The sequence below is a fragment of the Devosia sp. CN2-171 genome, from assembly GCF_049354815.1.
In the GTDB taxonomy this organism is placed as follows: Bacteria; Pseudomonadota; Alphaproteobacteria; order Rhizobiales; family Devosiaceae; genus Devosia_A.
On record NZ_CP186479.1, the window covers coordinates 1,994,899 to 2,013,900 of the forward strand.

Below are 19,002 nucleotides of genomic sequence, written 5' to 3' on the forward strand. Positions count from 1 at the left end.
CCCGGCGGCTGGACGTTTGTCTGCCACACGAGGCCTCAAGGGAGAGCAAGTGAATGCTAAGGACCGCGATAGCCGTTGCCACTGTGATATTGGGCATGAGCCCAGCGATTGCTGCGGGCGATCCCGCCGCGGGCGAGATCGTGTTCAAGAAGTGTGCGACCTGCCACGCCGTGGGCGAAGGCGCAAAGACCAAGGTCGGACCGGTCCTGAACGGCGTTTTCGGGCGCACCGCCGGGACGCTCGAAGGCTACAAATATTCGAAGGCCATGATCGACGCAGGAGCCGGCGGGCTGGTCTGGACGCCGGAGACCGTGCAGCACTTCCTCGCCAAGCCGCGCGACTTCGTCAAAGGCACCAAGATGACCTTCCCCGGCCTGCCCAACCCGCAGGACGAAGAGAATGTCATCGCCTATCTGCTGACCTTCTCGCCGGACTTCGTGCCGCCACCACCGCCGGCTCAGTGAACCGGCGCCGGCGCTGACGGGCCCGCGCCGAAGAACTCGACGCGGGTCAGGAAGGTGTAGTCAGCCTCAAAGGCCATCAGCACCACGAAGACCAGCACCAGCACCGGCGGCACGATGATGGCATAGGCCAGTGCCGCCCGTTCCCAGACCATGTGCATGAACACGGCGACGATGAGTCCGGCCTTGCCAACCATCAGCGCCAGGATCAGGCCCCAGCGCAGGTAACCCTGGAACTGCAGCAGGTCGACCAGGTACGAACAGGCGCTCAGGACGAACAGCCAGAACCAGACCAGCAGGTAGAGCCGGATCGGGTGCTGCTGGCCCTCTTCGTGGGCCGCCGCTTGCGGGACCACACCTGCTTCCATATGTGCCTCAGCCATTTTTGCCTCTCACCACAGATAGAACAGCGCGAAGATGAAGACCCAGACGAGGTCGACGAAGTGCCAGTAGAGGCCGGTGATCTCGACGATCTCCCAGCGCCCCTTGCGTGAGGTGAAGAACCCCTTCTTGCCGGTGTCGAAGTCGCCCCGCCAAACCTTGCGCGCCATCAGCAGCAGGAAGATCACCCCGATCGTAACGTGGGTGCCGTGAAAGCCGGTGATCATGAAGAACACCGAGCCGAACTGCGGCGCGCCCCAAGGGTTCTCCCACGGCCGCACGCCCTCGGAGATGAGCTTGGTCCACTCGAAGGCCTGCATGCCGACGAAGGTGGCGCCGAGGGCCGCAGTTATCAGCATGAGCACGGTTGTCTTCACCCGGTCGCGGCGGTAACCGAAATTTACCGCCATCGCCATGGTGCCGCTCGAGGAGATGAGCACGAAGGTCATGATGGCGATGAGGATCAGCGGCATGTGGACGCCGAAGATTTCGAGCGCGAAGACTTCGCTCGGATTCGGCCACGGCTCCGACGTCGACATGCGCACCGTCATGTAGGCGATGAGGAAGCAGCTGAAGATGAAGGTGTCCGAGAGCAGGAAAATCCAGATCATTGCCTTGCCCCAAGACGCCGTCTTGAAGGCGGTCTTGTCCGAGGACCAGTCGGCGACAAAGCCGGGCTGGCCGTCCGGGGCGGGATGGGAGATGGCAGGGTCGGACATGGGCGGACGCTCCCCGGTTAGCTCAACAGTTCCATACAGAAATCGACAAATCGACCGGCCCAGCCGGCGATCAGGCTGAACAGCACCACCCAGACGAACAACATGAACAGCCAGTAGGTGGCGCACAGCTCAACATTGAGACGGACAGTGCGGGTGTCGGTGGCCCGACTGGCCTTGATCGCTGCCCAGCCCAGTGCAACGAGGCCACCCAGGATGTGGAGGCCATGGAGCCCGGTAACGAGATAGAAGAAGCTGTTGGCGGGGTTGCCGGCGACGACGAAACCCGACGCCGCCAGCTGCTGCCAGGCGAAGAGCTGGCCGCCGATGAAGGCGAGCGCGAAAACCGCGGCGATCGCGAGGCCGGTGCGAACTGCGCCGATGCTGTCGCGCCGGACCGCGCGTTGGGTCCATTCGAGCACGAGGCTGCTCAGGACCAGTGCGCCGGTATTGATCCAGAGTATCCCGGGAATGGGCACGGGCTGCCAGTCGCCGAGGTCGCGCCGCATGAACCAGGCGCCGATCACCAGCATGAACAGCGAACCGATGACGGCAAGCAGGAAGCCCAGCCCGACCCGCTTGGCCGGATCATGCGACAGACGGAACTCGGGCACGCCGTCGTCGATCACACCCTGTTCGAGCCACGGCTTGGCGAACAGCCGCTGGCGCGCCAACCACCACCCGGCGAGCGCCGCGAGGATGGCGAAGAACATCACGACGACGCTCACTTGCTGCCCTCATGGTGGGCCGGCACTGGTCCCGGCTGGTTCTGCGGGATGAAGTCGTCGGCTGCGCCCGGCACGCTGTAATCATAGGCCCAGCGATAGACGACCGGCAGTTCACGCCCGAAATTGCCGTGCGCCGGCGGCGTCTCCGGCGTCTGCCACTCGAGCGTCGTCGCCTTCCACGGGTTGCCTCCGGCGGGTTTGCCGTAGCGGATCGACCAGAGGAGATTGATGACGAACAGGATCTGCGCCGCCCCGACGATCAGCGCACAGACCGTGATGAAGATGTTGAGGTCATGGGCCGACGGCGGCTGGAACGAGATGTCGCCGGATTCGAAATAGCGCCGCGGCACGCCCATGATGCCGAGGTAGTGCATGGGGAAGAAGATCAGGTAGGCGCCGACGAAGGTGACCCAGTAGTGGATCAGCCCCATCGTCTGGTCCATCATCCGGCCGGTGATCTTGGGGTACCAGTGGTAGATGGCGCCGAAGATCACGAGGATCGGGGCGACGCCCATCACCATGTGGAAATGGGCGACGACGAACATGGTGTCGGACAGCGGCACATCGACCACGACATTGCCGAGGAACAGCCCGGTCAACCCGCCATTGACGAAGGTGACGAGGAAGCCGAGCGCGAACAGCATGGGCAGGGTGAAGTGGATGTCGCCGCGCCATAGCGTCAACACCCAGTTGTAGACCTTGATGGCGGTGGGCACCGCGATGATCAGCGTCGTCGTCGCGAAGAAGAACCCGAACCAGGGGTTCATGCCGCTCACATACATGTGGTGGGCCCAGACGACGAAGCTCAGCGCGCCGATGATGACGATGGCCCAGACCATCATGCGGTAGCCGAAGATGTTCTTGCGCGCATGGGTCGAGATCAGGTCCGAGACGATGCCGAAGGCCGGCAGCGCGACGATGTAGACCTCGGGATGACCGAAGAACCAGAAGAGGTGCTGGAAGAGGATCGGGCTGCCGCCGCTATGGGCGAGCTGCTCCCCCATCTCGACCAGCGCCGGCATGAAGAAGCTGGTGCCCAGCAGCTTGTCGAGCAGCATCATCACGCAGGCGACGAACAGCGCCGGGAAGGCCAGCATGGCCATGACAGTGGCAACGAAAATGCCCCAGACCGTCAGCGGCATGCGCATCAGTGTCATGCCGCGCGTCCGGCCCTGCAGCACGGTGACGATGTAATTGAGTCCGCCCATGGTGAAGCCGATGACGAAGACGATCAGCGACAGCAGCATCAGGACAATGCCGGCTTCCTGCCCCGGCGTATTGGCCATTATCGCCTGCGGTGGATAGAGGGTCCACCCCGCGCCGGTCGGCCCGCCCGGCGCGAAGAAGCTCGCGACCAGCAGCAGCACGGCGAGCAGATACGTCCAGTAGCTCAGCATGTTGACGTACGGGAACACCATGTCCCGGGCGCCGAGCATCAGCGGGATCAGGTAGTTGCCGAAGCCGCCAAGGAACAGCGCAGTGATCAGGTAGATCACCATCACCATGCCGTGCACGGTGATGAACTGGTAGTAGGCATTGGCGTCGATGAACTCGAGGAAGCCGGGGAAAGCCAGCTGCATCCGCATCAGCCAGCTGAGCACCAGCGCCACGAAGCCGATGGCCAGCGCCGTACCGGCATACTGGATGGCGATGACCTTGGCGTCCTGCGAGAAGACGTACTTCGTCCACCAGCTCGTCGGATGATAGAGCTCGGCATCCGGAAACTCGACGTGGGCATCGTGCCCGTCGTGGGTGGCGTCGACCATCAGAGTGCCTCCTCGCACTGATGTGAGGTCGCGCCGGAAGTGGCGGTCCTATTGCAACTGGGCCGTCTCGAGTACCTCCGGTGCGTAGAGCTGGGCGTAGGTGGATTGGCCCGCGAGCCAGGCGTCGTAGTCTTCCTGCGTGTCGACCACGACACCGCCGCGCATGTAGGGATGACCGGTGCCGCAGAGCTCGGCGCAGAGCACTTCGAACTGGCCGGTACGGGTCGGGGTGAACCAGAAATAGGTCACCGAGCCGGGAATGATGTCCATCTTGGCGCGGAACTCGGCGACGTAGAAATCGTGCAGCACATCGGTCGAGCGCAGCAGCACCTTCACTGGCTTGTCGATCGGCAGATGCAGGTAGTCGGCCTCGATCAGCACGTCGTCACGGCCGTTCGGATCGTCGGGGTGGATGCCGTAGGGATTATCCGCAGCGACCAGTTTGGTGTCGCTCAAACCGAGCTTGCCGTCGGCACCGGGCAGGCGGAAGGCCCATTGCCATTGCTGGCCGAGCACTTCGGCCTCGGTCGCCTCAGCCGGCACATTGATGAACTGGTTCCAGACGAACAGCCCCGGCGCCAGCATGGCGGCCACGCCTACTGCCGTGATGCCCATCAGCCAGTTCTCGAGCCGCTTGTTCTCCGGCTCGTAATCCGCCTTGTGCCCCTCGCGATGACGGAACTTCCACAGGCAATAGGCGGCGAACAGCACTACGGCGGCGAAGACGGCGCCGGTGATCCAGAAGGTGATCAGGATGGTGTTGTCGATATAGCCCCAGTTGGAGGCGATCGGCGTCCACCACCAGGGGCTCAGGAAGTGGAACACCACCGAGCCGATGACGATCAACACAAAGACGACGGCCACGACCATTTCATCGCTCCCTGCCCGCCTGGGGCTCGAGACGAAACGTCGGTCACCCCGATGGCGGGGCATGGCACATGGTTGGCTGGCAGCGTTTCGATCTGTCTTCAGCCATGCGTCAGGCATCGCCAAGGAGCAAACATCGCCCTGTCGGTTTCTGAACCGAAAGAATCGGAGCCATATTTGCTTAAGGCACCGGCACTTAGGTGGAAGTATTCGGCCGCGTAGCATTTGATGTCAACTGCGACCAATGCCCGCACGACAGAGAATTACATGACAACATAGCTGACCATCTTGCCCCGGGACGTCATATCGGGCCGCGGAGGTGCCGCCGCCGACCTATGCCCGGCGCGGCAGCTACTCGAAGAATCACTATGGGATTGGAGCGGGTGAAGGGAATCGAACCCTCGTCGTAAGCTTGGGAAGCTTCTGCTCTACCATTGAGCTACACCCGCGACGGGGTGGTTTTGCCGGAGTGCGCGGCGGGCGTCAAGCGGCGCGATGTCTGAGCAGGCGGTTGAAAAGAAGCTCATGCGCGGCGGCGGCCGGAGGGCTGCGACCTACCGGCCGACAGGTGGAATCCCCTCCATCGGCGACACCGCAGATGACGCCAAACAGCGGAGCGGGTGACGCCGACCATGCGCCCGATCCATACAACTCGATGTATTTCCTAGTCGTTCTTTAAGTTCCAGATGCGAAGCTGAACGCGCAGCAATGCCAAGGTGCAGGCTGTGCAGGGCATTTGGGGGATATCGTGCCGAGTACTACCAGCGTAGGCCTGACGGGTAATCCGGACATCGACGGACTGCTGTCGAACAGCAAATGGGCCGATCCCAACCTCACCTTCAGCTTCCCGACGCTGCTGTCGCAGTACGGCTACAGCAAGACCGGCTTCGAGCCGATGAACAGCGCGCAGCAGACGGCGGTGCGGGCGATCCTCGACATGATCGAGTCCTATACCGGGCTCAACTTTACCGAGGTCACCGAGAGCGCCACGGTCCACGGCACGCTGCGTTTTGGCGAGGAAGACAATGCCGGAACGGCCTATGCCTACATGCCGACCAGTGTCGTGCAGGGCGGCGACGTCTGGCTCAATCACACGAGCTATGAAAACCCGCTCAAGGGCACCTATTCGTACTTGACCTTCATTCACGAGATCGGCCATGCGCTCGGCCTCGATCATGGTCAGGACGGACTTGCCGCTCTGCCTACCGACCACGATTCGCTCGAGTACTCGGTGATGACCTATCGCTCGTTCGCGGGCGCGCCGCTGACCGGCTACACGGTCAAGCCGGGCAGCTATCCCACGACGCTGATGCTCGACGACATAGCGGCGCTGCAGTACCTCTACGGCGCCAACTACAGCACCAATGCCGGCAACACGACCTATACGTGGAGTGCGACGACGGGCGAGATGTTCGTCAACGGCGTCGGTAAGGGCGCCAGCACCGCCAACAAGATCTTCATGACCCTGTGGGATGGCGACGGCATCGATACGTACGATTTCTCGAACTACACAACGAACCTTATTGTCGACCTGAGCCCCGGTGGCTGGACCACGACCAGCACGGCGCAACTGGCCGATCTCGGCCAATCCTTTTATCCGGGGGAGTTTGCGCGCGGGAACATCGCCAATGCCTACCTCTATGGCGGCAACACGGCCTCGCTGATCGAGAACGCCAAGGGCGGCAGCGGCAACGACACCATAGTCGGCAACCAGGCCAATAATACGCTCTGGGGCAATGACGGCGCCGATACGCTGACCGGCGCGGCGGGCAACGACACGATCTACGGCGGCAACGGCATCGACTACTGTGTGCTCGCGGTGAACTATGTCGATTGCGTCGTCACCTACGACGCCTCGGCAATGACGTTCCTGCTGAGCAGCACCCTTGGCCTCGATACGGTCTCCGGCGTCGAGTACTTCACGTTCCTCGACGGCACCTATACCGCTGCGTCCCTGATGGGGTCGACAGGCGGCACGACCGACACCACGGCCCCGACGCTCACCTCGACGACGCCCGCAGATAACGCGTCCTCGGTCGCCGTGAACGCCAACCTCGTGCTCAGGTTCAACGAAACCGTGGTCGCGGGCACCGGCTCGATCGTCATTCGCACGGCCGCCGGCGTCATTGTCGCCGCCATTGCCGCCGCCGACGCATCGCAGGTCTCGATTTCGGGTGGCACCGTCACGATCAACCCAACGGCCGATCTGGCGCAAGGTCAGTCGTATTACGTGACCATCGACGGCGCCACGTTCCGCGATGCGGCCTCCAATTATTTCGCCGGCCTCTCCAGTTCCACCACGTTCAACTTCACGACGGTCGCCGCCCCGTCGCCGACCACAACCACCATCAACGGCACGTCCTCGTCCAACACGCTGAACGGGACCAGCGGCGCCGATACGATCAACGGTCTCGGCGGCAATGATACGCTGAAGGGTCTGGCCGGGAACGACACGCTCGATGGCGGGACCGGCAGGGACAGCATGAGCGGCGGTTCCGGCAACGATACCTATGTCGTCGACAACTCCGAGGACAGGGTCACCGAGCTCAGCGGCGAAGGGACCGACACGGTCAAGAGCAGCGTCAGCTTCACCCTGGGCTCGAACATCGAGAATCTCACCCTCACCGGCAGCAGCAGCATAAACGGCACGGGCAACTCTTTGGCGAACGTCCTCACCGGCAATGGTGGTGCAAACGTGCTGTCCGGATCGAGCGGTAACGATACGCTCAACGGCAAGCTGGGAATCGATACTCTTTCGGGGGGCAGCGGCAAGGATACATTCGTGTTCGACACCGCGCTGGGCAGCACCAACATCGACAGGATCTCAGACTTCAACGTTACTGACGATACGATCGCGCTCAGCAAGTCCGTGTTCGCCGCGCTCTCGCTCGGCAATCTCGACGTCTCGAGCTTCTTCAAGGGCACGGCCGCAGCCGACGCAACCGACCGGCTCATCTACAATTCCATGACCGGCGCCCTCTACTACGACCCGGATGGAGTTGGCGGCGTGGCGCAGCTGCAGATCTCGACGCTGTCCAAGAGCCTGGCACTGACGGCGGCCGACTTCCTCATCATCGCCTGACGGCCGCGAGATGCCTACAGACGAGGGGCAGTGATCAAGCCGTTGGTCGTCCGAGTCTCTTGAGATCGCGGCGTACAGCCAAGCGCGCGAACGGGGCGGCAGCCAATGCGAGCCAGGCCGGCAGCTGGTTGCGGGCTGATTCGATCGGCTCGCCAGCGTGCCGGCGGTAACGCAGGAAGTCGACGGCGAATCGGAAGCGAAGCCACAACGGCGCCTGCGGGAACCACTGCAACAGGCTCAGGTTGTACTTGGCTGTAAGGTTGGGACTGTCGACCTTTTGACGGCGGCCGTTCGCCGTGATGCCGTCCGGACGCCGGCCCTTACACATAAAAACGGTGTTCACGAAGCGGGTCCGGTAGGTGCGTGCCAGTCCGAACCACAGCATATTCTTGATCGCGCGCCGTTCTGGCTCGATCACCTCGAAGCGGAAGTCGCCGAGCGCCGAGCGGCGGAGTACCTCTTTCTTGTCACCACGGACATTTCGCACCATCCGCATGGTGAAGTAGTCGGTGTCGAGCAGGTCGTCAGGGAAACGTTTGCCGACTAAAATACCATCCTCGTACTCGCACAATCCGCAGATGCCCCAGTACTGGTCGCGCTGATTGGCGGGTATGGCCTGCCAGGCATCCAGGGCCACTTCCAGGCAGTCGGGGCGGATCAGGTCGTCATCGTCCATGATGATGATGAACTCGCCGGCGGCGTGGTCGAAGGCAGCGTTCAGCGCCGGCCCCAGACCGCCGTGGGGGATGTGAACAGCTCGAACCGGAAAGGATGCCTCGGCCGACAGCCGCTCGATGACCGCGACCGTATCATCGGGCGAGCCGTCATTCACGAGCACGAGTTCGAATGCCGGGCCCCGCAGAGCCCCCAGATTCTCGAACACGCCGGCCAGAAGTCCGGAGCGGTTGTAGGTCGGGATACAGATGGAGAAAGCGGGAGCTGGAACTTCAGTCATCTTCGGGTCAACAATACCGAGCGCACAATCTTACGTCGCGCCGGGCCATGCAACCGGGAACAGAAAGGGAGAGCGAATTCCGGAGGGACATCGCGATAGAGGCCCCGTGTTCCCGATGTCAGGTAGGGAACGAGGCCGGCGTCAGAGAACTCGGCCGGACGTTGCTCGCCCGCCGACTCGATCAGCCGGGCGACGTAACCATGCGCAAACAGCTTTTCGAGCACTCTCTCCATCGAGCGCTCGCTCGAGTAACGCTCCGGGTGCAACTCTGTGAGGATGCTCACGGCCGGGGTTGCCAGCAACAGGTCCGAGGCCGCCCCAAGCACATCGACCTCGTAGCCTTCAATATCCATCTTGATCAGCATCGGAGGGACGATCCGTTGCTGGGTAACGAAATCCTTGGGGCTAAAAAAGTCCAGTGCCTCGGAACGGGCACCCGCCGGCGGCACGAGCGCCGTGTTCAGGTTCGAGTGCGTCGGGTGAAAGTAGAACGTACGGGGGCCAGAGGTGTCGGCGATCCCGCAGTTCACGAAGGTCACGGCCTCATCAGGTAGTCTCGCCCGTCGGAGTGCCTCGCGAGCCGCAGCAATGTTGTTCCGATCGGGCTCGGCGACAATGACGCGCGTGGCCGCGCCAGCGCGCAACGCCTCGACGGCCTCGCAACCGTCGCTGGAGCCAACCTCCAGAAGCGTCGACCCGTTGCCGAGCCCCTCGATCAGCATTCGTAGGAACAGAGGTTCGCGTGACCGCGCCCGTGCCGGCGGCGAGAACGGTTTCAGGAGTTCGAGGTAGAGCCGCTCGGCCCAAAGGGACTTCGGCTTGATCGGCGCGCTGTGGTGTCGACCGCCGCTCACTCGAAGCTGTACCCGCCAAGCCTGATTTCCTTGGTGTAGAGACGGCCGACGGTCTCGACCTCGCGATCGGTGTACATCACGCGGTAGTCAGCTGGACGCTTGGCCGCCGTCTTGTACTGTTTCTTGGCGTGCGGGACCCAACCGTCCCACTGGACGCCAAGCTCGCTCATGAGATTGTTCATGTCGTCGTTCAGCGTTTCGTACTTGATCAGCCGGTCAACTGCGACTTCGTCGTCGATCGTGTAGATGCCCCAGTTCGAATGGGGTTCAGGCACGATGCCATTGAGCCGGTCGCCATTCTCAAGCGCGGCGACATACTGGGCAAAACTGGGGCTGCCCGGCCGCGCCTTGGTGCGCCAATAGTAGTCCGATACCGTCTTGTCCCACGGGTTCCGGATGGCGCAGAAGGTGGTGTACTCCTGCCACTCCCTCGGGAATGCGGCCTTCACCTGAGTGGCCGTCGCATGCGTGGCCTTGTTGCCGAACTGGCGACGATACCGGTGCTTGCTCCAAGCATTGACGTAATGCCAGAATGACAGCTTGCTAACGAGGTAGACCCCGGGGACGACGTGGGGCGATGTGATCGCGCCCTGCACAACCGACTTAGGCGGCCGCACGCCGGCCTCCACACCGTCGATGACGCAACCGATCTGGACATCGTCGTCGCCAAGTAGCTTGGCCAGAGCCACCGTCATCGAACTGCCCGCAGTCTTCCGACAATGGAGGAAAATGAACTTGTGCCGACGGCTCAGGATCACGAGATATTTCTACTCCATCTATGGACAAAGAAGAATATTGTGCGAACAAGCGCTACGGCTTCAGTCATAGTTTCTTCACATACCAAAGTCGACTCCTCGACCCAGGCAGCCACGCCGCCGATCGAGAACGTCTGTTCGCTAGAGCGAGAACGGCTTGAAGTGTTTGCTCAGCTTCAGCGTCTGCGCCTGGTAGTTGGAGCCGACGCCGGTGCCATAGAGCCGGTCGGGCGCTTCCGATAGCCGCTCGTAGATCAGCCGGCCGATGGTCTGGCCGTGGCCCAGGAGGAACGGCACCTCGCGGCTGCGGACTTCGAGTACGGCGCGGCTGCCGGTGCCGCCGGCGGCGGAGTGGCCGAAGCCGGGGTCGAAGAAGCCGGCATAGTGGACACGGAATTCGCCAACCAGCGGATCGAACGGCACCATCTCGGCCGCATAGGCCGGTGGTACGTGGACGCTCTCCCGCGAGACCAGGATGTAGAACTCGTCGGGATCGAGGATGAACTCGGCGCCGCGATTGATCAGCGGCTCCCAGTAATCGAGCACATCGAGGTTGTCCTTAATGTCCATGTCGATGACCGGGGTGTGCCGTTTCGAGCGGAAGCCGATGAGGCCGCCACGGTCCTCGCCCTTGAGGTCGATCGAGAGGAGCACGCCCTCGCCCACTTCGGCATTGGCGTCGAACACCAGCGTCTCGATATTGTGCAGCGTCCGGTGTTCGTGGACACTCAGCCGGCTATCACCAACACGGAAGCGCATCTGGCTGAGGCGCGAGCCCATACGCACACGCACCGGGAATGTGCGGGGGCTGATCTCGAGATAGAGCGGCCCACTATAGCCCTGCGGCAGGGAATCGAAGCCGCGGGCGTGATCGCCGATGACGCGGGTAAAAACGTCCAACCGACCGGTTGAGCTCTTGGGATTGGCGCTGGCCGAGATGTTGTCGGGCAGATCGAGGCTCTCCAGCAGCGGCACGAGATAGACGCAGCCGCGCTCGAGCACCGCACCATTGGTCAGATCGAGTTCGTGCAGCGTCAGGGTCTCGATCCGGTCGGCCACCGTATGCTCGGGGCCGGGCAGGAAGCTCGAGCGGATGCGGTAGGCGACGCGGGCGAGCCGCAGGTCGAGGCTCGCAGGTTGCACCTGGTCGACATCGAAGGGCCGATCGGTGACGATCCCGCCGGCCGCTGCCAGACGCTCGATGAAGCGGGCGGGGAAGACGCCCGTGGCCCAAAGTTCGCTCTGCACTTACGCCCCTGATGCCGCAGTCAATCCTACTGTCCCTAGCAACCTCGGCCGTTGACGCCAAGACGGCTTGGGTCGTATATCCCCGTTGTGCGCTGTTGCGGTGACGCAGGGCGCATGGTGGTGATTTGGCCGGTCTGATTGCAGCCACCTAAAACAAGTCGCTAAAGGGACCCTTTGGAGCCGGCCGCCAACACGCGTGCCGGTTTTTTTGTTGTTTTCGAGGATGCCATGTCGAAGTCGAACAATCCGCTGAACGATCCCAAAAAGCTCTCAGCGGCGACGCAGCTGGTCCATGGCGGGACAAGGCGCAGCGAGTTCAACGAAACGAGTGAAGCCATCTTCATGAACTCGGGCTATTCGTACCCGAGCTCGCAATATGCCGAGGACCTGTTCCTCAACAAGATTCCTGGCGCGCACAACTACTCGCGCTTCGCCAACCCGACGATGGAAATGTTCCAGAATCGCATGGCTCTCTTGGAGGGCGCCGAGGCGGCGCGCGCTTTCGCCACCGGCATGTCGGCGGTCACCAATGCGGTGATGAGCCAGGTGCGGGCGGGCGACCATATCGTCGCGGCGCGGGCGCTGTTCGGTGGCTGTCGTTATGTCGTCGAAGACCTGATGCCGCGCTTCGGCGTCAGCTCGACGCTGGTCGATGGTCGCGATCCCGAGAATTTTGCCCGCGCCATGCGCGAAAATACCAAGGTGGTGTTCATCGAGACGCCGACCAATCCGACGCTTGAGCTGGTCGATATCGCGGCCGTGGCCAGGATCGCGAGGGCGCATGGCGCCAAGCTGATCGTCGACAATGTGTTCGCCACGGCCATGCTGCAGAAGCCCTTGCAACTGGGTGCCGATCTCGTCACCTACTCGGCCACCAAGCATATCGACGGCCAGGGCCGCGCGCTGGGCGGCATCGTGCTCGGTTCGAAGGAGCTGATCGACGGCGATGTGCACACGCTGCTTCGCCAGACCGGCCCGTCGCTGTCGCCGTTCAACGCCTGGATCATGCTCAAGGGCGTCGAAACGCTGCCGATCCGCGTCAAGGCGATGACCGAGAGCGCGGCCAAGGTTGCCGACTTCCTAGCCGACCATCCAAAGATCGAGCGCATCTCCTACCCGTTCCACCCCTCGCACCCGCAATACGAGTTGGCGAAGCGGCAGATGACGAGCGGTTCGACGCTGGTGGCGCTGGAGGTGAAGGGCGGGCGCGACGCGGCGTTCAGGCTGTCGGACTCGCTGGCGGTGATCCTGATCTCGAACAATCTCGGCGATGCCAAGTCGCTGATCACGCACCCGGGGACTACCACGCACGCGCGCTTTACCGAGGAGGTCCGGCTCGAGGCGGGCATCACCCCGGGGCTGCTCCGCATCTCGATCGGGCTCGAGGACGCGGACGACCTGATCAAGGATCTGGACTACGCGCTGAGCCAGGTTTAGCGGGCGCTCTCCGCCCAATTGAGACTTGCCCCCTCGTCCGGCTTTTGTTGAACTCCGTCCCAGCCGGTTCTCGGCAGGGACGGAGATAATGAAGACAGCATTGGTCGTGTGGGGCGGGCTCGAATTGCACGAGCCCGAGAAGGGCGCTCATGTCGTGCGCGAGATCCTCGAGGAGGCGGGATTTGGCGTCACGGTGACGGATGACTACACGGCGCTTGGGGCCGAAGACGTCGGGAGCTTCGACCTGATCGTGCCGCAGATCACCGGTGGAGAACTCGATCGCGAGAACTCCATCCGCTTCTGTGCAGCCATCGAAGCGGGCACCGGCCTTGCTGGTTTCCACCACGCACTCGCCACGACGTTTCCGGGCAACGCGCGCATGCGATTTCTCGGTGGCTGCACCTTTGCCACCCATCCGGGTGACATCATCACCTACCGGGTCGATCCCAAGGTGACGGACGATCCGATCATGGCGGGGATCGGGAGCTTCGAGCATACGTCGGAGCAGTATTACATGCATGTCGACCCCACCGTGCAGGTGCTGGCCACCACCACGTTCAGCGGCGAGCACGCCTTCTGGAAGAAGGGCGCCGAGATGCCCGTGGTCTACAAGTCGGCCTATGGCAACGGCCGGGTATTCTATACGGCGCTTGGCCATAAGCCGGCGGAACTGGAGAAGCCTGAGATTATGACGATCCTGAAGCGGGGGCTGCTGTGGGCGGCGCGTTGATTCCAAAGCGCGCAATCGGCGCGACCGGCCTTGAAATCAGTCGGATCGGCTTTGGCGGTGCGCCGATCGGCGACCTGAAGCGCGCGCCGTCCGATGCGGCGGCGCAGAAGCTGCTGCAGTCCGTCTGGGACGCCGGCATCCGCTATTTCGACACGGCCCCGTTCTATGGCTCCGGCCTTTCCGAGCGGCGTATCGGCGACTTCCTGCGCGACAAGCCGCGCGACGAGTATGTGCTCTCGAGCAAGGTCGGGCGACTCCTCGTGCCGGACCGCGCCTGGGCGATGGAGAAGCACGAGAACCCGCGCGCCATGCCGTTCCGGCCGCAGTTCGACTTCACCTATCGCGGCGTGATGCGGAGCCACGAGAATTCGCTGCAGAGGCTTGGGCTCGAGCGCATCGACATCCTGTTCCTCCACGATATCGGGGCCTTCAGCCAGAAGAAGAACCACGCCAAAGCCATGCGGCAGCTGCTCAATGGCGGCCTCAAGGCCATCGAGGAGCTGCGCAGGTCCGGCGCGGTAAGGGCCATTGGCGCGGGTGTGAACGAATGGCAGATCATCGACGAGCTAATGAACCACGCGCAGTTCGACGTGTTCCTCCTCGCCAACCGCTACACGCTGCTCGACCAAGGGGTGATCGACACGCTGTTCCCGCGCATCCTGCGGGAACGGGTCTCCATCGTCGCCGGCGCGCCGCTCAATAGCGGCATCCTCGCCACCGGGCCGATCCCTACGGCGATGTACGACTATGCGCAGGCCAGCGACGAGATGATCGAGAAAACCCGGCGGATCAAGGAACTGACCGACAAGCACGGCACGACGCTGATCCGCGCCGCGCTCAACCTCCCGCTCGGCCACCCGGCGGTGACCTCGATCATCCCGGGCTTTTCCAACCCCGCCGAGTTCGCCGACAACCTTGCCGGCTATCACGAGGCCATCCCCGACGCGCTGTGGCGCGACCTCAAGGCAGCGGGCCTCCTCCATCCCAAGGCGCCACCGCCGGCGACGCCCGCCCTCATCTAACTGCAGCACTGGCCGCCGAGCCGGGGCACAAAACACGTCATCAGGAGACTGCATCATGGGCGAACGCTTCAAACTCACCGCCTCGGACGGCTTCGAACTCAACGCCTATCGCGCCCGGCCCGAGGGTAAGGTGCGGGGTGGCGTTGTACTGATCCAGGAAGTGTGGGGCCTCAATAACTGGATCCGCAGCGTCGCGGACCGCTGGGCCAAGCACGGCTACCTCACCATCGCACCGTCCATGTTCGACCGCATGCAGCCGGGGTTCGAGAGCGAGAATTACGGTCCCGATCACTTCCCCATCGTCGGCGAGCTGATGAAGTCGTTCTCGATGGACAACGCCATGCTGGATGTCGAAGCCGCGGTGAAATCAGCCGCGGAGGGCGGCAAGGTCGGCATTACCGGCTATTGCTTCGGCGGTCGCGTGAGCTGGATCGCGGCGAGCCGGGCGAGCGGACTCTGTGCGGCGTCGGGCTATTACGGCGGCGGCGTGCCGAATTACATCGAGCTGGACCCGCGCATTCCGATCGAGATGCATTTCGGCGACAAAGACCAGGGCATCCCACTGGAGCAGGTCGAGCAGCTGAAGGCGAGACACCCCGGGGCCAACATCTACGTCTACAATGGCGACCACGGCTTCTGTAACAGCGACCGTCCGGAGAAGTTCGACGAAGCCTCATGCACCAAGGCCTCGGCCCGCTCGCTGGAGTTCTTCCATAAGCACCTCGGCTGAGCTCGGTCGGCATTTGGCCTATCTCGAAGAGGCGATCGCCGAGGCGCGGCAGGCCATGCTGTCGCGCAAGAAGGCGATGCTGGCGGCCTATCTGATCGACGCCTATGCCGACCGGCTGTTTGCGGCACGCAACGAGCCGGCGGGGGATGTGCTGGCGTTCCGCGCCGAGCTAGCTGCTGCCAACCCCGCGCTGGCGCTGGTCTTGGAGCTGGTCGCCGGCCGGGCGGAACTGGTCACCGAGGCGGTGGAGGTGCCGCTCGCTGAATACGGCAAGCTCAGCGTCGAGGATTTCATGGTCAGCCTCTACAACCAGCACAGCGTGCAGCGGGTGCGGATCGTGACGGCCGACGCTCGGCATGATGTGCACGAGGTACTGGAGGAGGCGGTGAGGGCATTGCGAGGGCAGTAGTGCCTTGGCCGCAAGCCCAATCTCCGAGCTACTCGCCCTCGTCCATCAGCTGCATCAGCTTCTGCGTCGTCTGCCAGCTGCGGATGGTCATCGACTTATAGAGCGGCGATGCCACGATCTTGCCGAGCCGGCTCTTGGTGCGCTCGGCGCTGAGACGCTGGGAGTAGATCACCCCCTCGCCCGGCCAGACGTTGTCGACGCCATCGCGCGGCTTGAACACGGCGAAGGCCTCGTCGCGATCGATCCCGATCAGGAAGATCGCGTCGCTATGGTACTTGCCGGGCTCGTCGCCAAACCCCTTCGGGCGCTTGTCGACGACCGCCTTCAGCGTATCGCGGCTCAGGACCAGCACTTTGATCAGCTCGTCATCGAGCTTGAAGGTCGAGGTCAGCGCCTCCTCGATCTTGCGGCCGATGGTCCTCGCCGCCAGTGCCGAACGGAAGATGACGTTGCCGCTCTGGATGTAAGTCTTGACGTCCTCGAGGCCCATTTCCTCGAGCAGCTTCTTCAGCCCCGCCATTGGCACCTTGTTCTTGCCGCCGACATTGATGCCACGCAACAGGGCGAGATAGGTGGTCTTGGCCGACATTGCCTCCTCCAAAACAAAAGGCCGGGATCTCTCCCGGCCTCGTTATTCCTGACGCTGTCTCAGCGGCGCTTCTTGTCCACCTGGTGGTAGGCGCGGCGGCTATGGAAATCGCAGTAGGGCTTGCCGTCATCCGAGTGCTGGCCGCAGAAGTAGAAATCGGGGGTCAGCGGGTCGCCGATCGGCCACTTGCAGGTGTGTTCGCTGAGCTGCAGCAGGGTCAGCCGCTGCTCGACCGGGATGAACAGCTCCTGCGCCTGGGGCGCCATCACCATCTCGACCGCGAATTCCTCGTCCATCTTGAGCGCCGTGGCGCCCTGGATGGCGCCGCCACCGCCGCCCGAACTCATGGTGTTGCGAGTCTTCATCACCGAGCCGAGCCCACTCGAACGCGAGGTGCTGGCCGGCGACGACATGCGACGGGGCGCCGGCCGCGGGGCCGTGCGAACGCGCGGAGCGGACGTCGCAGGCTTGGCGCGGCCGGAGAGCTTGAGGCGATGTACTTTGCCAATCACCGCATTGCGGGTGACGCCTTCACCCAGAACGCCCGCGATCTGACTGGCGCTCAGCCCCTCAAGCCATAGTTTCTTGAGCAGCTCGACGCGTTCTTCAGTCCAGCCCATCAAATCAAATGCTCCTAACCGCCATTTAGGCGTGGACGGACTCCTTGACCGTGCCGTTGCCGAGACAACAGCCTGATACGCTACTACGCGTCGTAGGTCTGATGGGTCCGCCACACGAGATATCGTGTCCCAACGCCTTGATACTACACGGGTCGCGGAATCCGGTGCAAGAGTCGGGGAGGTTTTACACGGGGAAAACGCGGCGGGATTCAGGCAGCCGTCAGACACCCGGCAAAGCCTGAGTCAAATCAGTCACTTGCCCCCTGCCAGGGCCGTTTCCGTTGACTTAATTACTCCACAAGGGCATACGGAAAGCCCCGGAACGCGCCGCTCAACCGCAGCGCGTTTTTGGTTTCTGTGGGGCTTTTGCAACAGTCCCGTCCACGAACCCTGAAAGGTGCGAAAATGTCTGCGCTGTACGGCACGTATGCCCGGTCCAACCTCGCTTTCGAGCGGGGCGAGGGCGTGCGATTGTTCGCGCAGGACGGCACCGAGTACCTCGATTTCCACGCTGGCGTCGCAGTGAACGCGCTCGGCCATGGCGACCCGCATATGGTGGCGGCGCTGAAGGCAGCGGCCGAGAAGGTCTGGCACACGGCCAACACCTTCACCATCCCCGAGCAGGAGCGGTTGGGGCAGCGGCTGGTCGAGAACACCTTCGCCGACGCGTGCTTTTTCACCAACTCGGGCACCGAGGCGGTGGAATGCGCGGTCAAGACCGCCCGGCACTATTTCTGGGCCAAGGGCCAGCCCGAGCGCTACGAGATCATCGCCTTCACCGGCTCTTTCCACGGCCGGACGATGGGCATGATCGCGGCATCGGGCAACGAGCACTATCTCGAAGGCTTCGGCCCCCCGCTCGCCGGCTTCAAGCACCTCGACCCGAACGATCTCGAGGCGGTCAAGGCAGCGATCACGCCGCAGACCGCCGCCATCCTGATCGAGCCCGTACAGGGCGAGGGCGGCTGCACCGAGATGACGGGCGACTACATGCGCGGGTTGCGGGCGCTCTGCGACAAGCACGGCATCCTGCTCATCCTCGACGAAGTGCAGTGCGGCTATGGCCGGACCGGCAAATTCTTCGCCCATGAATGGACCGGGATCGAGCCCGACATCATGGCCGTCGCCAAGGGCATCGGCGCGGGCTTCCCGCTCGGCGCCTGCCTCGCCAAGGGCGAGGTGGCGAAGTCGATGGTCCCGGGCACGCATGGCTCGACTTATGGCGGCAATCCGCTGGCCTGTGCCATGGGCAACGCCGTGCTCGACCGCATGCTGGCGCCGGGCTTCTTCGATGAAGTCGACCGCATGGGCCAGCGGCTGAAATGGCACCTGCAGCAGCTGGCGCAGCGCTTCCCGGACCAGGTGCTGGAGCTGCGTGGCAAGGGCCTCCTCGCCGGCATCCGCATTGCAACGCCGGTGCGCGACGTGGCCGCAAAACTTCGCGACGAGCAGCACCTCCTGGCGATGACCGCCAACGAGAACGTGCTCCGGCTGTTGCCACCGCTCGTCGTCACCGAAGCCGATATCGAAGAGGCGATGGGAAAGCTTGCCGCCGTCTTCGAAGAGATCGAAGCCGAAAAGGCCACCGCCTGACCAATTACACGAACGCGAGCTGAAGGGCGGGAGACAGCAGCTCCCGCCTGGCGCGTTTC

The 19,002-nt window shown here is 63.2% G+C and carries 19 protein-coding genes, 1 tRNA gene and 1 riboswitch; of the genes, 8 read left to right on the forward strand and 12 right to left on the reverse strand.

Annotated features, from left to right (window positions below; translation table 11 throughout):
• Nucleotides 1-95 precede the first annotated feature (95 nt).
• Nucleotides 96-464, forward strand: coding sequence for a c-type cytochrome (locus tag ACOYW5_RS09875; protein ID WP_423069080.1), 369 nt, complete (start codon nt 96-98; stop codon nt 462-464).
• On the opposite strand, the gene ACOYW5_RS09880 is transcribed toward ACOYW5_RS09875, so the two are convergent.
• From ACOYW5_RS09880 to ACOYW5_RS09905, 6 genes are all read right to left on the reverse strand, one after another.
• Nucleotides 458-844 (reverse strand): cytochrome C oxidase subunit IV family protein, encoded by a 387-nt coding sequence (locus tag ACOYW5_RS09880; protein WP_423069081.1) that lies wholly within the window; start codon nt 842-844, stop codon nt 458-460. The genes ACOYW5_RS09875 and ACOYW5_RS09880 overlap by 7 nt on opposite strands.
• A 9-nt stretch (nt 845-853) precedes the next feature.
• Complete coding sequence (locus ACOYW5_RS09885) at nt 854-1,561, reverse strand: heme-copper oxidase subunit III family protein (RefSeq protein WP_423069082.1); 708 nt, start codon at nt 1,559-1,561, stop codon at nt 854-856.
• A gap of 17 nt (nt 1,562-1,578) precedes the next feature.
• A complete protein-coding gene (locus tag ACOYW5_RS09890; RefSeq protein ID WP_423069083.1) occupies nt 1,579-2,286 on the reverse strand; it encodes a cytochrome c oxidase subunit 3 in 708 nt (235 codons plus the stop codon).
• On the reverse strand, nt 2,283-4,052 hold the full coding sequence (locus ACOYW5_RS09895) for a cytochrome c oxidase subunit I (RefSeq protein ID WP_423069084.1): 1,770 nt from the start codon (nt 4,050-4,052) through the stop codon (nt 2,283-2,285). The genes ACOYW5_RS09890 and ACOYW5_RS09895 overlap by 4 nt, the downstream gene beginning before the upstream one ends.
• A gap of 48 nt (nt 4,053-4,100) precedes the next feature.
• Entirely contained in the window at nt 4,101-4,922 is an 822-nt protein-coding gene (locus tag ACOYW5_RS09900; protein WP_423069085.1) for a cytochrome c oxidase subunit II, read from the reverse strand.
• 372 nt (nt 4,923-5,294) lie between these two features.
• A tRNA-Gly gene (locus tag ACOYW5_RS09905) sits at nt 5,295-5,368 on the reverse strand.
• A 299-nt stretch (nt 5,369-5,667) separates the two neighbouring features.
• Between ACOYW5_RS09905 and ACOYW5_RS09910 the strand changes: the two genes are divergently transcribed.
• Nucleotides 5,668-8,001: an Ig-like domain-containing protein gene (locus ACOYW5_RS09910; RefSeq protein ID WP_423069086.1), complete on the forward strand. Its 2,334-nt coding sequence runs from the start codon at nt 5,668-5,670 to the stop codon at nt 7,999-8,001.
• 34 nt (nt 8,002-8,035) lie between these two features.
• On the opposite strand, the gene ACOYW5_RS09915 is transcribed toward ACOYW5_RS09910, so the two are convergent.
• The 4 genes from ACOYW5_RS09915 to ACOYW5_RS09930 all read right to left on the reverse strand — a co-directional run bounded on the left by ACOYW5_RS09915 (nt 8,036) and on the right by ACOYW5_RS09930 (nt 11,813).
• Complete coding sequence (locus ACOYW5_RS09915) at nt 8,036-8,956, reverse strand: glycosyltransferase family 2 protein (RefSeq protein ID WP_423069087.1); 921 nt, start codon at nt 8,954-8,956, stop codon at nt 8,036-8,038.
• Nucleotides 8,953-9,678, reverse strand: a complete 726-nt coding sequence (locus ACOYW5_RS09920; RefSeq protein WP_423069088.1) for an FkbM family methyltransferase — start codon at nt 9,676-9,678, stop codon at nt 8,953-8,955. Before ACOYW5_RS09920 ends, ACOYW5_RS09915 begins: the two co-directional genes overlap by 4 nt.
• 128 nt (nt 9,679-9,806) lie before the next feature.
• Nucleotides 9,807-10,568 (reverse strand): sulfotransferase family 2 domain-containing protein, encoded by a 762-nt coding sequence (locus ACOYW5_RS09925; protein ID WP_423069089.1) that lies wholly within the window; start codon nt 10,566-10,568, stop codon nt 9,807-9,809.
• A gap of 138 nt (nt 10,569-10,706) precedes the next feature.
• Complete coding sequence (locus ACOYW5_RS09930; RefSeq protein WP_423069090.1) at nt 10,707-11,813, reverse strand: 2'-deoxycytidine 5'-triphosphate deaminase; 1,107 nt, start codon at nt 11,811-11,813, stop codon at nt 10,707-10,709.
• A 107-nt stretch (nt 11,814-11,920) separates the two neighbouring features.
• Nucleotides 11,921-11,999, forward strand: a riboswitch (SAM riboswitch).
• 42 nt (nt 12,000-12,041) lie between these two features.
• Here ACOYW5_RS09930 and metZ point away from each other — a divergent pair.
• From metZ to ACOYW5_RS09955, 5 genes are all read left to right on the forward strand, one after another.
• On the forward strand, nt 12,042-13,250 hold the full coding sequence (metZ, locus tag ACOYW5_RS09935; protein ID WP_423069091.1) for an O-succinylhomoserine sulfhydrylase: 1,209 nt from the start codon (nt 12,042-12,044) through the stop codon (nt 13,248-13,250).
• 88 nt (nt 13,251-13,338) lie between these two features.
• Nucleotides 13,339-13,980 (forward strand): ThuA domain-containing protein, encoded by a 642-nt coding sequence (locus ACOYW5_RS09940; protein WP_423069092.1) that lies wholly within the window; start codon nt 13,339-13,341, stop codon nt 13,978-13,980.
• On the forward strand, nt 13,965-15,002 hold the full coding sequence (locus ACOYW5_RS09945) for an aldo/keto reductase (RefSeq protein WP_423069093.1): 1,038 nt from the start codon (nt 13,965-13,967) through the stop codon (nt 15,000-15,002). Before ACOYW5_RS09940 ends, ACOYW5_RS09945 begins: the two co-directional genes overlap by 16 nt.
• 55 nt (nt 15,003-15,057) lie before the next feature.
• Complete coding sequence (locus tag ACOYW5_RS09950) at nt 15,058-15,732, forward strand: dienelactone hydrolase family protein (protein WP_423069094.1); 675 nt, start codon at nt 15,058-15,060, stop codon at nt 15,730-15,732.
• A gap of 13 nt (nt 15,733-15,745) precedes the next feature.
• Nucleotides 15,746-16,141, forward strand: coding sequence for a hypothetical protein (locus tag ACOYW5_RS09955; protein WP_423069095.1), 396 nt, complete (start codon nt 15,746-15,748; stop codon nt 16,139-16,141).
• A 28-nt stretch (nt 16,142-16,169) separates the two neighbouring features.
• On the opposite strand, the gene ACOYW5_RS09960 is transcribed toward ACOYW5_RS09955, so the two are convergent.
• Both ACOYW5_RS09960 and ACOYW5_RS09965 read right to left on the reverse strand, forming a co-directional pair.
• Nucleotides 16,170-16,730, reverse strand: coding sequence for a DUF1697 domain-containing protein (locus tag ACOYW5_RS09960; RefSeq protein ID WP_423069096.1), 561 nt, complete (start codon nt 16,728-16,730; stop codon nt 16,170-16,172).
• Nucleotides 16,731-16,789: 59 nt separating this feature from the next.
• Nucleotides 16,790-17,350, reverse strand: coding sequence for a GcrA family cell cycle regulator (locus ACOYW5_RS09965; RefSeq protein ID WP_423069097.1), 561 nt, complete (start codon nt 17,348-17,350; stop codon nt 16,790-16,792).
• Nucleotides 17,351-17,755: 405 nt separating this feature from the next.
• Here ACOYW5_RS09965 and ACOYW5_RS09970 point away from each other — a divergent pair, with 405 nt between their 5' ends.
• Nucleotides 17,756-18,943 carry an aspartate aminotransferase family protein gene (locus ACOYW5_RS09970; RefSeq protein WP_423069098.1) on the forward strand — a complete coding sequence of 396 codons (1,188 nt, stop codon included), beginning with the start codon at nt 17,756-17,758 and terminating at the stop codon, nt 18,941-18,943.
• Nucleotides 18,944-19,002: the final 59 nt, after the last annotated feature.

Bases quoted from the DNA above. Each gene is read 5' to 3' on its own strand.
- ACOYW5_RS09950 (WP_423069094.1), top strand. From the start codon at position 15,058: ATGGGCGAACGCTTCAAACTCACCGCCTCGGACGGCTTCGAACTCAAC.
- metZ (WP_423069091.1), top strand. From the start codon at position 12,042: ATGTCGAAGTCGAACAATCCGCTGAACGATCCCAAAAAGCTCTCAGCG.
- ACOYW5_RS09965 (WP_423069097.1), bottom strand. From the start codon at position 17,350: ATGGGCTGGACTGAAGAACGCGTCGAGCTGCTCAAGAAACTATGGCTT.
- ACOYW5_RS09970 (WP_423069098.1), top strand. From the start codon at position 17,756: ATGTCTGCGCTGTACGGCACGTATGCCCGGTCCAACCTCGCTTTCGAG.
- ACOYW5_RS09880 (WP_423069081.1), bottom strand. From the start codon at position 844: ATGGCTGAGGCACATATGGAAGCAGGTGTGGTCCCGCAAGCGGCGGCC.
- ACOYW5_RS09900 (WP_423069085.1), bottom strand. From the start codon at position 4,922: ATGGTCGTGGCCGTCGTCTTTGTGTTGATCGTCATCGGCTCGGTGGTG.
- ACOYW5_RS09895 (WP_423069084.1), bottom strand. From the start codon at position 4,052: ATGGTCGACGCCACCCACGACGGGCACGATGCCCACGTCGAGTTTCCG.
- ACOYW5_RS09885 (WP_423069082.1), bottom strand. From the start codon at position 1,561: ATGTCCGACCCTGCCATCTCCCATCCCGCCCCGGACGGCCAGCCCGGC.
- ACOYW5_RS09940 (WP_423069092.1), top strand. From the start codon at position 13,339: ATGAAGACAGCATTGGTCGTGTGGGGCGGGCTCGAATTGCACGAGCCC.
- ACOYW5_RS09875 (WP_423069080.1), top strand. From the start codon at position 96: ATGAGCCCAGCGATTGCTGCGGGCGATCCCGCCGCGGGCGAGATCGTG.
- ACOYW5_RS09915 (WP_423069087.1), bottom strand. From the start codon at position 8,956: ATGACTGAAGTTCCAGCTCCCGCTTTCTCCATCTGTATCCCGACCTAC.
- ACOYW5_RS09920 (WP_423069088.1), bottom strand. From the start codon at position 9,678: ATGCTGATCGAGGGGCTCGGCAACGGGTCGACGCTTCTGGAGGTTGGC.
- ACOYW5_RS09960 (WP_423069096.1), bottom strand. From the start codon at position 16,730: ATGTCGGCCAAGACCACCTATCTCGCCCTGTTGCGTGGCATCAATGTC.